This window comes from Liquorilactobacillus mali KCTC 3596 = DSM 20444 (assembly GCF_000260415.1).
GTDB classification, from domain to species: Bacteria; Bacillota; Bacilli; order Lactobacillales; family Lactobacillaceae; genus Liquorilactobacillus; species Liquorilactobacillus mali.
Window position 1 is genome coordinate 112,947 of record NZ_BACP01000026.1, and the last position, 11,647, is coordinate 124,593.

The 11,647-nt window shown below is 35.5% G+C and carries 13 protein-coding genes and 1 pseudogene; 5 read left to right on the forward strand and 9 right to left on the reverse strand.

Features of this window, described 5'->3' with window-relative positions:
- Nucleotides 1–354 precede the first annotated feature (354 nt).
- From manA to GSM_RS04255, 3 genes are read right to left on the reverse strand one after another with little or no spacing between them, the layout of a single operon-like run.
- Nucleotides 355–1,323 (reverse strand): mannose-6-phosphate isomerase, class I, encoded by a 969-nt coding sequence (gene manA, locus GSM_RS04245; RefSeq protein WP_003689917.1) that lies wholly within the window; start codon nt 1,321–1,323, stop codon nt 355–357.
- 34 nt (nt 1,324–1,357) lie between these two features.
- Nucleotides 1,358–2,362, reverse strand: coding sequence for a serine hydrolase domain-containing protein (locus tag GSM_RS04250; RefSeq protein WP_003689915.1), 1,005 nt, complete (start codon nt 2,360–2,362; stop codon nt 1,358–1,360).
- Nucleotides 2,362–3,021, reverse strand: a complete 660-nt coding sequence (locus GSM_RS04255) for a histidine phosphatase family protein (RefSeq protein ID WP_003689913.1) — start codon at nt 3,019–3,021, stop codon at nt 2,362–2,364. Before GSM_RS04255 ends, GSM_RS04250 begins: the two co-directional genes overlap by 1 nt.
- Before the next feature lie 93 nt (nt 3,022–3,114).
- On the opposite strand from GSM_RS04255, the gene GSM_RS04260 reads away from it, so the two are divergent.
- Nucleotides 3,115–3,444 (forward strand): hypothetical protein, encoded by a 330-nt coding sequence (locus tag GSM_RS04260; RefSeq protein WP_003689911.1) that lies wholly within the window; start codon nt 3,115–3,117, stop codon nt 3,442–3,444.
- 6 nt (nt 3,445–3,450) lie between these two features.
- On the opposite strand, the gene GSM_RS04265 is transcribed toward GSM_RS04260, so the two are convergent.
- The 3 genes from GSM_RS04265 to GSM_RS04275 all read right to left on the reverse strand — a co-directional run bounded on the left by GSM_RS04265 (nt 3,451) and on the right by GSM_RS04275 (nt 6,154).
- Entirely contained in the window at nt 3,451–4,665 is a 1,215-nt protein-coding gene (locus GSM_RS04265) for an MFS transporter (protein WP_010077837.1), read from the reverse strand.
- A 372-nt stretch (nt 4,666–5,037) separates the two neighbouring features.
- Nucleotides 5,038–5,301, reverse strand: a complete 264-nt coding sequence (locus tag GSM_RS04270; RefSeq protein ID WP_003689894.1) for a hypothetical protein — start codon at nt 5,299–5,301, stop codon at nt 5,038–5,040.
- Between the two features lie 139 nt (nt 5,302–5,440).
- On the reverse strand, nt 5,441–6,154 hold the full coding sequence (locus GSM_RS04275; RefSeq protein WP_003689892.1) for a YjjG family noncanonical pyrimidine nucleotidase: 714 nt from the start codon (nt 6,152–6,154) through the stop codon (nt 5,441–5,443).
- Between the two features lie 106 nt (nt 6,155–6,260).
- Between GSM_RS04275 and GSM_RS04280 the strand changes: the two genes are divergently transcribed.
- From GSM_RS04280 to GSM_RS04290, 3 genes are read left to right on the forward strand one after another with little or no spacing between them, the layout of a single operon-like run.
- The gene (locus GSM_RS04280) at nt 6,261–6,551 is read left to right on the forward strand and encodes a hypothetical protein (protein WP_010077838.1); all 291 of its coding nucleotides are present in this window, start codon (nt 6,261–6,263) and stop codon (nt 6,549–6,551) included.
- A complete protein-coding gene (locus GSM_RS04285; RefSeq protein ID WP_081484429.1) occupies nt 6,548–7,045 on the forward strand; it encodes a methylenetetrahydrofolate reductase in 498 nt (165 codons plus the stop codon). The genes GSM_RS04280 and GSM_RS04285 overlap by 4 nt, the downstream gene beginning before the upstream one ends.
- A gap of 36 nt (nt 7,046–7,081) precedes the next feature.
- The gene (locus tag GSM_RS04290) at nt 7,082–7,777 is read left to right on the forward strand and encodes a beta/alpha barrel domain-containing protein (RefSeq protein ID WP_003689887.1); all 696 of its coding nucleotides are present in this window, start codon (nt 7,082–7,084) and stop codon (nt 7,775–7,777) included.
- Nucleotides 7,778–8,330: 553 nt separating this feature from the next.
- Here GSM_RS04290 and GSM_RS04295 read toward each other — a convergent pair.
- The 3 genes and pseudogenes from GSM_RS04295 to GSM_RS04305 all read right to left on the reverse strand — a co-directional run bounded on the left by GSM_RS04295 (nt 8,331) and on the right by GSM_RS04305 (nt 11,164).
- Nucleotides 8,331–8,627: a hypothetical protein gene (locus tag GSM_RS04295; RefSeq protein ID WP_003689886.1), complete on the reverse strand. Its 297-nt coding sequence runs from the start codon at nt 8,625–8,627 to the stop codon at nt 8,331–8,333.
- Nucleotides 8,628–9,002: 375 nt separating this feature from the next.
- Nucleotides 9,003–10,660: pseudogene (locus tag GSM_RS13985) on the reverse strand (formate--tetrahydrofolate ligase).
- 126 nt (nt 10,661–10,786) lie between these two features.
- Nucleotides 10,787–11,164: an EbsA family protein gene (locus tag GSM_RS04305; protein WP_003689883.1), complete on the reverse strand. Its 378-nt coding sequence runs from the start codon at nt 11,162–11,164 to the stop codon at nt 10,787–10,789.
- On the opposite strand from GSM_RS04305, the gene GSM_RS04310 reads away from it, so the two are divergent.
- Entirely contained in the window at nt 11,141–11,587 is a 447-nt protein-coding gene (locus tag GSM_RS04310) for a ribonuclease HI family protein (RefSeq protein ID WP_003689881.1), read from the forward strand. The two genes, GSM_RS04305 and GSM_RS04310, sit on opposite strands and share 24 nt — an antisense overlap.
- The last annotated feature ends 60 nt before the right edge of the window (nt 11,588–11,647 follow it).

The window sequence follows — 11,647 nt, forward strand, 5'->3', positions numbered from 1 at the left end:
AAGAGTATCTCAAATAATGAAAGTATGACATAGATCTGTAATATTTGAGTACTAACAAAAGATTATGAATGTAGTACTTTTTTCACTATGAATAGTTCAAATTTGATGAAGAATATTGATTCATTGAACATTTTTATACAAAAAAGAGCTGGGCCAAAAGTGAAATTTTAGCCTAGCTCTTCTATTTATTACGGATAAACGTGTTCCATAAGTCAAAATTTTCCGTCTAACCTCGAATTAATCATAGCAAATTTTACCGACTTATGTCACACTCCCTTATCCTTTAATCAAACCTGACAATTCTTGTAAGTAGTTTTGTGCAATGTTCTGTTTCTATCTCTCACACTACATCTTTTATGCTTTTTCCCCAGGTTCAGAGATAATCATTGTTAAGTTCCCTTTGAATTGCCATTTTTTCACGTCAAATGGCAAGATAAAGTGAACACCCTTCTTGATCGGATAATTCTGCTTTTCAATTACCAACTCGCCTTGACCATCAAGTACAGAAAACAATGTATAGGGTGCCTTTGTACGTGTCCCCGTACTCTGTCCTCCTTCTAATTCCAATTTGTAAACACTAAAAAAGTCCGTTTGAACAAAAGTTGTAAGTGTACCATCACCTAATCTATCAACCTTTATATCAAGTTCTGGATCTTTGTGAGGAACGTTTGTAACATCGATTGATTGTTGAATATGCAGTTCTCTCTTTTGTCCAGTCTTTTCATCGACACGATCAAAATCGTAAACACGATATGTCGTATCACTACTTTGCTGAGTTTCGAGAACCACAACACCTTTGCCAATTGCGTGAATAGTTCCACTTGGAACATATAAGAAATCACCGGCTTTAACAGGAACATGGCGCAATAATTTATCCCATTGCCCATTTTTAATTAGCTCTGTCAATTCCCCACGCGACTTAGCATGGTGCCCATAAATCATTTCAGAATCTTCATCGGCTGAGATTACATACCAGCATTCTGTTTTTCCTAATTCATGTTCATGTTCCATTGCATATTTATCGTCAGGATGAACCTGAACTGAAAGTTCTGTGCGTGCATCTAGGATCTTAGTTAATAATGGGAAAACATCTCCCTTAGCATTTCCGAACACTTCACGATGAGAATCCCAAAGCTCATTCAGCTTAACTCCTTTGAATTCTCCATTTCTAACAGTTGCAGGTCCATGAAGATGAGCAGAAATCGCCCAGCATTCCCCTGTATGCTCACTTGGAATTTCATACCCGAACTCGCTGGCCAGCTTGTTGCCACCCCATATTTTTTCTTGGAAAGCAGGTTCTAAAAAAAGTGGTTCTTTTGACATAGACGTACCCCTCTCAAATTTGGCTTCGCTTACATTATATATCTTTTTCACCTAAATATTCAGCAATTATTTGATCTCTTCGCACCAAAAATTTGTCATTAGGCGTGTGCGGGTGCACTCTGTTTGTGAGCACAATCAGCGCGTCTTGCATCTTTTTATCTATTAAAATAAATGTACCTGTATAACCAGTATGGTAGATGCAGACATCATTTGCACGATTGTACCTCAAGTCCCACCCATATGTTCTTCCTAGGTTATGAGTCGGCGTCTGATCTCTAAATAATTCCTGCACTATATCCGTTTTGAAGAACCTTTTTCTAACATTCTCGCTCAATAGCCACCTAGTAAATTTTACTAGATCCTTCATTGTCATAAAAAGGCCAGCAGAACCACAATGTTCCCGCAAAATATTGGCTTTTGGATCATGAACTATTCCTTGAATCAAACCTCTTTTTTTAGTGATTTCCGTTGGTACACATTCACTTTGAAGTGGAGCAAAAGTGCTGTCAGTTAGACTTAACGGTTCCAACACCACTTCCGTGATTACCCTTTGAACCGGTTCATCATAAAATTTTTCAATAATCAAGCCTAAAAAAATCATACCAATGTCAGTGTAAACAACTTCTTTTTCAAAAGTTGGACCGACATGTAATGTATACAATGCAGCTAATAATTCATGTGCATCCAATTCATTCCTATTCTTAATATATCCGGTAATCCCAGAAGTATGCGTCAGTAAATGACGAATTGTTACTCGATTATCAAAAAAATCAGGAAGATATTCGATAACTTTATCATCAAAGGCCAATCTTCCTTCATCAACCAATTTTAAAATTACTGTTGTGGTTCCTACAACCTTAGTTAACGATGCCACGTCATACTTTAACCCAGGAATTAACTCTCTAACAACGGGTTCTAGCTGGCGTCTCCCAAAAGTTTCATTCTGTTCTTCTTCACCATGAATCATGGTATAAGACACTCCAGGTACAATCCCATCTGAGACTAATCTGTGTAATAAACTTGTTGTTTTTTCATTCATTATTTTATCGACTTCTTCTTATTAACATTGACAATCTTAAATTTAACGCCATCGTAGTCAACTTTGCTGACTCGTGCATTCTTCAAAAGAAACAAGGGAACGTCTCCGCTTAAATTCTCAATAAATAATGAGAGTATTAACGCGTGAGCTACGATCAAAATATTTACATCCTGTCCAGCATATTGTTTGCCGATAGCAGACAAGGTTCTCGTGATCCTTGCATTCAATTGCTTTGCATCTTCAATTTGTGCACCTTCATCCATCTTTCCAAATAAATTGGTCATTGCTGTAACTCGCTTCTTTGAAGTAGCCGCACCAAAAATCTGACCAATTCCTAATTTTTTGATGGCGTTTGGAACCATATGTCGATTCTTCATCTCCTCAAAATTTCCAAAACTTATTTCCCTTAACCCAGGTTCACTAATTATTTTCGCTAATCTTTTTTGATTCTCACTCAAAATAATACGCGCAGTCTCTTGTGTTCTTCTCAAATCACTGGTATAGACACTAGCAAATTCGATATTACGGAGCTGTATCCCTAGTTTACTTGCTCTACGTATTCCCTTTTTTGTTAAAGGCGAGTCTGTAATTCCTTGAAGTCGGTGGTGTCTATTCAATTGTGTCTGACCATGTCGAACCAAATAGAAATGTACTGTCATGCTTTCACCTCATTCAAAGAATTTCCCTATTTAGTTCAATTATACCAAAAATACTGCTACAATTGAGTTAAATAAATGGAGGATTGATAAAAAATGGCAAGTAATTCGGATTCAATCTTTAATCTCTTATCATATCTAAAACGACATAAATCTAATTATCAGTTATTACAAAATCCATATAATAATGTAATCAGACTGGTTATTTCAAATGATACTCCTATTTCCGACACCGATATTTACTTTCCCACCAATCAATTGATGGTCAACCGTTTATCCGATGATTTTCTAGCACATCATGGAGAACTTTTGGACTATTACCTCGATTTTGGACAAATAAATAACCCGCACTTCCTAGAAGTTTGGGTTACAACCGCCTATATCAAAAGCATTCAAAAATATTTCCTAGAACTATCTTTTGAGTAATCTTTCCTATCTGCGAATCCTCAATGGAACAAATCTTAATATCATAAAAAAGTTTACTAATACCAGTGCCGCTGTAACTAAAAATACGCTCTGATAATCAAAAACACTCGAAATCAGTGATCCAATCAGCGGTCCTACAACTCCGCCAGTTGCCTGAAAAGATTGATTATAACTGAAGATTCTTCCGAATGCTTCACTTGGAACATCAACCGTTAAGATAGTCTGAACTGCTGGCAGCATAGCTGCACTAGAAAGACCTAAAATAAATCTTAGTATTCCCAGTTGCAATGGACTTGTCACAAAGAACATTGGTACGAAGACAACCGCCGTAATCACTAGTCCAAATAGTAGTACCCTCTCCGGTTTCGTTTTATCCATTAGTCTACCTATTCTAGAGGCAACCAATAATGTCCCAAAACCTGGCATTGCGGCTACAATTCCACTAACGAGTGAAATATTTCCTTGTCCATGCATCAACTGACGGACAAGTAAGCTAATAATTGGTGATATCGACATCAAAGACGATTGTACAAGTAATGTTGTCAAAAACATTGTAACAATCAATCCCTTATTCTCTAATTCACCAAAAATTTTCTTAATAGATTTCATTTTTTTTGCGGGAATCGGAACAAAATGTTCTTTAACATAAATATTAGTCAGTATGAAAACCAGTCCCATTAGTATCCCAGTAATAAAAAATGTAATGCGATAACCCATGCTCCCTGCGATTAGGCCACCAAATAATGGTCCTAACAGTGTTCCCGTAACATTCGCCGTCATCAAATTTCCCATTACCTGACCGCTTCGCTCATGTGGTGTCTCCCCTGCCATCAAGGCAGTTGCATTATTAATATATCCTGAGAATGCTCCTTGCAAAAATCTCAAAAGTATTACGATCCAAACACTTTGTGCTATCCCAACTAAAAATATCGTACATGCCATAACTCCTGATGCACGCAGGCACATCAACTTCCGCCCTTTTTGGTCTGCTAAACTTCCCCAAAATGGTGAAACAATGGCTTGTGAAAGATACGTAATTGAAAAAGCTACACCTGAATACAGGTTCAACTGCCATGTTGAAAATTTACCAAGTGTATCTATATAAAGTGAAATAAACGGCATCGTCATTGAATATCCTAGTGCCGTTATAAAACATCCTATCCATAGTGTCAGAAAACTTCTTCTCCAAACTCGACTGTCGTTTGTAGTGGCTCTTCCCATCCAAATTTCAGCTCCCTTATAAATTAAACAATTACCATGGTAACACTCTGGATAGTTTTAGCATATAAAATTATGATGAATGCATAAAAAACTAATTATCGAAAGTTTTAATATTCAAAAATTTTTTGGCTTTAAAATTACCTTGACTCATTTTTAAAGACCTATACTCATAAAGATATTGTAACATAGGATGATAAAATCTAAGAATCGGTACAAAATAAATAAAAGGACTGGTTCAAAAATATACTTTTTGGTCCAGTCCCCTTATTTATTCTGTATAATCGTATTCCATCAATTAAATTATTTCCATTAGCGGCCGTTCAACAATTTATATTCTTGTACTTATTATATTCTTGTACTTACGGCCCTTTGTTAATCATCTAAGTCCCTTTCAATATCAAGACCATAGATATCACTGACTGGTTCATCCTTATCAACTGGATGAACAACTAAGATTGTTGTTGCACCTTTTTCACTCACATACCCAGCAAAACTTGCCACTTCTTCGACGCGGTACGCTAGGCCATCCGAATTATAAATATATTGACCTGCAACCGGCATATTCTCAAAATAAACCTTGTTCATTCGATAATATTCATTTTCTCCATCATGCATCACTAGAACAACCCTAAACATCCACTTCACCTCTCAGAGTTTACAAACAAAATACAGTTACTTCAATCCAACATAATCCAATAAGTTAATTATATCATTTTTGTATTTAAACAAACGTTACAAAATATTTAATTAACTTTATGATTTTCACATTGAATGTTTATCTATTTATATTATTAATAAGTAAATTTTTAATCTCCGAAAGTCTATGAACTGTATAATTAGCTGAATAATTTGTCAAATTTCTTTTATGCTCAGGATTAAACCACACTGTATCAATTCCTGCATTAATTCCGCCAGCAACATCAGATGTCAGTGAGTCCCCTATGATCAGTGAATTGTCACTATCAAAATCACTAATATTATCAAAAACATAGTTGAAGAATTTCTTATTGGGTTTTTGATAACCTGTTTGCTCTGATATGAATATATCTGTAAAATAAGCGTCAAAATGTGAATCGGCTAACCTTTTAGTTTGTACTCTTTCAACTCCATTTGTAACTACAAATAATTTAAAGGACTGCTGCTGTAATTCACTCAATAATTGATGGGCTCCCGTTACCTCTTGATGTCCTTGTGATAGGTAAGTTAAGTATTGTTCACTCATTTTGTTGTTGTCAACTTCTATTCCAAATTCTTGGTTGAAAAACTCTGTAAATCTGGTGGTCATTAACTTTTCACGCGATAATTTACCCTGTTCCATACTCTTCCACAGAGATTGGTTGAACTTCTTGTAGTCTTCCTTAATGGTATCTGTTAACTTGATTCCATCTACTCTGCTAAATAATTTTTCCAAGGCTTCGTTTTCCGCTGCCCCAAAATCTAGTAATGTGTCATCAATATCAAAAAACAATGTCTGATATTTTTTCTTCATTTTATTCTCCTCCATAACTAAGTATCACTAATAGTAATAAAAATATGTTTATGTATTCTTCAAAAGGATTTACAATTGATAAAAAAACAAGATAAGGAATCAACTTATGTCAACTTTTAATTATTCACTCGAACTGCTCCAAAATAATTCAAATTCAAAAGAACAAGCTCTCAATAAATTGGCACCCGAATTTATAAGTATTGCGTACACTAACCACACACTTTCTTTTTTTGAAACAACTTTTTCAACTGCACTTGCGCTCAAAAAAGCAACAAAAAACAAGACTGTCATCCATTTGCCAGCATCTTCGTTCACACAAGAAGAATTGGATAAGTTGGTAGCAGCACTGCAGAAAAGTACTATTGATTCAGCACTAATCCTATCTGGTAAAAAATAAATAAGAATAGTGCTTACACTTCTGCACTTGAACTAACACAATTTCTAAACAACAAGCTCCCTGATTTAAATATCTTATACAGTTGTCATCCTGAAGCTATTACTTCAGAGATTAGCCTGCAAAATGAATTATCTCTAATGAAAACTAAAGAGGCTGCTGGATGTAAAATTTTTATTTCTCAAATTTTCTTTGATAACACTATGTTCGTCCAGTTTGTGAACCATTGCCGCCATGCTGGAATTAAAGCTCAAATTAGAGCTGGAATTATGCCAATAGTTAATAAAAAACAGCTTACTTTTGTAAAAAATATTTTGAAATTGCAATTACCAAATTCATTTGAACGGGCCTCAAACGATATCCAATTGAAAAAAATTGGAGTCCGGTTTGCACTCAATCAAATTAATATGCTAAAAAAACAAGGGATAACCGATTTTCATTTTTTTACCATGGACAATCTTGATACTGTTAAATTATTGATTGACGGAGTATTATGAGAACGGTTAATTAATTATACTTTTGGAGGATGAAAAATGAACAATTCAAGCGAAAATATTCCAAATCTTTCTTCTAAGCTAAGAGCTGATATTGTTGAAACACCCGCAATTATCCAGCAAGCATCAGGACTAAAACTGTTCGGAAAAAAAATCAAAAGCATCATCTATACAACTGATGTTGCTGTAATTGCAAACTGTAATGCAGATGCCGTTCTTGTCGTTTATCCGTGGACCCCAAATACACGTATTCTGGAAGCTGTTTCTACGGTTTCAAATATTCCTATCCTTGCAGGGATCGGTGGTGGATTAACGAACGGCATAAAATCGACTGTCGTTGGCCTTTTTGCTGAAGAAAATGGGGCTCAAGCTGTTGTGTTGAATGCCCCAACCCCTGTAGAAACAATTAGAAATGTTAAGAAAGCTGTCGATGTTCCTATTATTTACACAGTTGTAAGTTCGAATTTAGATATAAAAGAAAGAATAGATGCTGGAGTGAAAGCTTTTAACATAGCTGGTGGCAAAGATACCCCAAAACTAGTTGCCTGGGTTAGAAATGAACTAAAACGACTCCGACTAGATGAAAACTTTCCAATTATTGCATCAGGTGGTAAGACAGATGAGCAAATTCTTAAAACAATTCATGCAGGTGCAAATGCTGTTTCCTTCACTGCGTATGGTATCACAGAAGCAACATTCCAGAGAAAGATGGAAAAATACCGTCGCGAAAATTAAAATTTTTCGAATTAAAAACTGCCCTTATATTCTCACCATCCGAAAAAAGGTAAGATAGTTTTAAGGGCGGTCAAAAACAGCGTTTAAACAGTGTCTTTCGTCTCTATCAGGAGACACACGCATTGTACGTTATTTAAAAGGTTTTAGCAAGTCTTTTGAACTCATCAGTTTTTTCTTAATCTCGCCAGTAAAAAATTTGCATCATTAAAAATTGAACAACATATACCGTCTGTAAGTAAATACAGCAAAGGATCTGCGACAAGATAAAATCTCATCGCAGATCCTTTATTTTTATATTGCGAAACTCAAATTAATATTCTTTTTTACGGAAAACATTTTTTTAGGGTTGTAGCCTCCTTCAAAAGAGACAAAGGCAAGTTACCTACTTGCTAGGAGATATAAGGATCACTTCCTTTCAGTTATTAAAGTAACACACTGTTGGAAATGCACTCAATATCTCACCTCCTTAACAAAAGAAGTTAACTCCACACCCGTATTTTAACACTATTATGTTATTAAATGCTAGCTGAATCCTCTAGCCCTTTAAAAATAATTAATTTTCCTGTTCGATGATATCCTCACTGATATCGTCATACATTATATTATCAATTCGATATGAATTTCTAACATCTATTTTAGAAACTTTCATATCTGGTTTCAATAAGAAACTCTTCCCATTTGAATGTTTAATTGAACTGTTTTGCGGATTGTAATTTGTGACCACAACAATATGACCCTTTCCCTTTGCACCATCACCATCAGGAGTTTTATCATTCGTTGTACCGACATAGACACATGGATTGGTTTCGTTGCCTACCATTAGCCCCAAATCTTTTAATACTCTCTCCATTATAATCCTTCTTCCCGCTTAAATTGACGAAGGCGCCATACCGCTGTACGACGCCTTCTAACTAAGCTAATTATATTAAATTGTTCCGAAAATTTTATTACATGAACCAAAATTAAATTCTAACTTTCAAAGGTGCTATCCCAACCTCTATAACACATTTGCAACTCTGTAGTTGCGCCATTAACATGAAAGATCATCAAACCTAAAACCAATCTATAAATTAAATAACGCTTAATGTAGTAATATTATACCATATATTATGAAAAATTAACAGTCAGCTATCCAAAAATTATCCTTCTTGATACCTTGTACCTGCTTTTCTCGTGAACAACTTTAAAAAGTGGGCTTCCAATTGATATAAAAATATTTACCTAATTAATACAACCCTGAAATCTGTCCTTCATCACTTAACTCCATACCATTTGCAGCTGGTACTTTCGGTAAACCTGGCATGGTCAAAACATTACCTGTCAATGCAACAATGAATTGTGCACCAAGCTTTGGAACAAATTCACGGACATGAATTGCAAAATCAGTTGGTGCTCCCAATTTCTTTGCATCATCAGATAACGAATATTGCGTTTTCGCCATACATACTGGGAGACGATCCCATCCTAGTTCTGCAAATTGCTTAAGTTGACGTTTAGCCTTAGGACCATATTCTACTTTTGTCCCACCATAGATATTAGTAACAATTTTCTCAACCTTTGTCTTAATATCATCTGCTTCTGAATAAAGTGGTGTAAATTCATTAGTTTCCTCACAGGAAGAAACTACTTCTTTTGCCAGTTCTAGTGCACCAGCACCACCCTTTGCCCATACATTAGCAACAATTGCTTTAGTTACATCCTTAGCACACAACTCCTGGAGACACTTAAGTTCCGCCTCCGTGTCAGAAGTAAATTGATTAATTGCAACTAGCACCGGTATGTTGTAACGCTTCATATTACTGATATGTTTACTTAAGTTAACGTAACCATTCTTTAAGGCTTCTATATTTTCTTGTTCTAATTCGTCCTTTTTAACTCCGCCATGCATTTTCAAAGCTCGAACTGTTGCAACAATTACAATTGTATCTGGTGTCTTTCCAAGTACCGGCGTTTTGATATCCAAAAACTTCTCGGCACCCAAATCAGCACCAAAACCTGCCTCCGTAATTGTATAATCAGCTAACTTCAAAGCTGTCTGTGTAGCCAGGACACTATTACAGCCATGAGCAATGTTAGCAAATGGCCCTCCATGAATGATTGCAGGTGTATGTGCCAATGTTTGAACCAAGTTTGGCTTAATAGCATCCTTTAATAGTAATGCAATCGCCCCTGTCACCCCTAATTGATTGACAGTCACAGGCTTTCTCTTTGTTGTATAACCAACTACTATGTTGCCAATTCTCCGTTTCAAATCAGCAATATTTTTTGCAAGACACAAAACAGCCATCAACTCACTGGCAACTGTGATGTCAAAACCATCTTCACGAGGTATTCCTTGAGAAATTCCACCCAACCCAATCACAACATGTCTCAAAGCTCGGTCATTGATGTCCAATACACGCTTCCAAATAATTCGACGTTGGTCGATATCCAATGAGTTGCCTTGATATATATGATTATCTATCAAAGCAGCTAAAGTATTGTTAGCAGTTGTCAAAGCATGCATGTCACCTGTAAAATGCAGATTTATTTCTTCCATTGGAACAACCTGTGAGTAACCGCCTCCCGTGGCTCCACCTTTCATCCCCATAACTGGACCCAATGAAGGTTCACGTAACGCAATCATTACTTTTTTATCTAGTAAACTAAGTCCATCCCCTAGTCCAACCGTTACTGTAGATTTCCCTTCTCCTGCCGGAGTGGGGTTAATCGCAGTCACTAAGATTAATTTCTCTTTAGTTTTATTTTTTTATTAATAGGCAGCTTAATCTTTGCCTTAAAATCCCCATACTGCTCAATATCGGCTGGTTCTAAATCAACTTTTGCAGCAATCTCATTAATATTTAACATTTCTGCTTGTTGTGCAATTTCAATATCTTTCAACGAGAACATCCTCCTAACAAATATAACTGAATTATAATTCATTGTTCGCTAAAAGTCATTATAATATCCTAAATACCGCAAAATAAAACATTATTTAGTGATTTATAATATTATTTACGAACTTTTTCACTTGAAAGCTATCAGATTATATAGAATTTCACAATTGCTTTTTCTCATAATAAAATGATATTTTTGCTTTTTTACAGTGATACTAATCCCATATTTTCCCACTCTAACATTCTCAATATCTGATAACTCTAATTTCTTGGTATTCTGTGAAATTATTGTATGAACTATCAACTTTTCATCACTTATTTCAATCCACCTTAAAAAAAACTGAATAAGTGAAACGACACAAAAAATCAGGAAAACAATGACTGTCCATATCTGAAAAACAGTTATTTCAAGCCACAATAAAATACTTAAAAGTAGTATCATGAGTGTAAATGACCAGCAAATAATACTAGTCGCAATATCTGGTTGATACCAGAACTTTTTGTTCATAAAAACACCTTCCTAGGAGTGATTAAACTGATTAAACTTTTTACCGATGCAGCTACAAAAGGAAATCCCGGAACTAGTACCGCCGGTATCCTCATCATCAAAGACGGCAAACAATTCCAATATGCCGTCTCACTGCCAGACTCATCTAATCATACTGCTGAATTTTTAGCAGCATTAACTGGTTTTCAATACGTAGAAAAATTGTTTGGGAACACTGAAACCTTGATGTTCTTTAGCGACAGTCGCATCGTAACCGAGAGCATTGATAAAAACTACTCAAAAAAATATAATGACCTTCTTATGCAACTAGCCGCACTACAGGCAAAATTTCCACTAGTTATTACTCAGTGGATTCCAGAAAAAGAAAACCACGGAGCACACACTCTAGCTACACAGAAACTACACAGTATCTTAAAAAAATAAGTTCCACCTTGATTATACTAAACATCTGAGCAAATAACGAAATTATTGTATAAATAAACT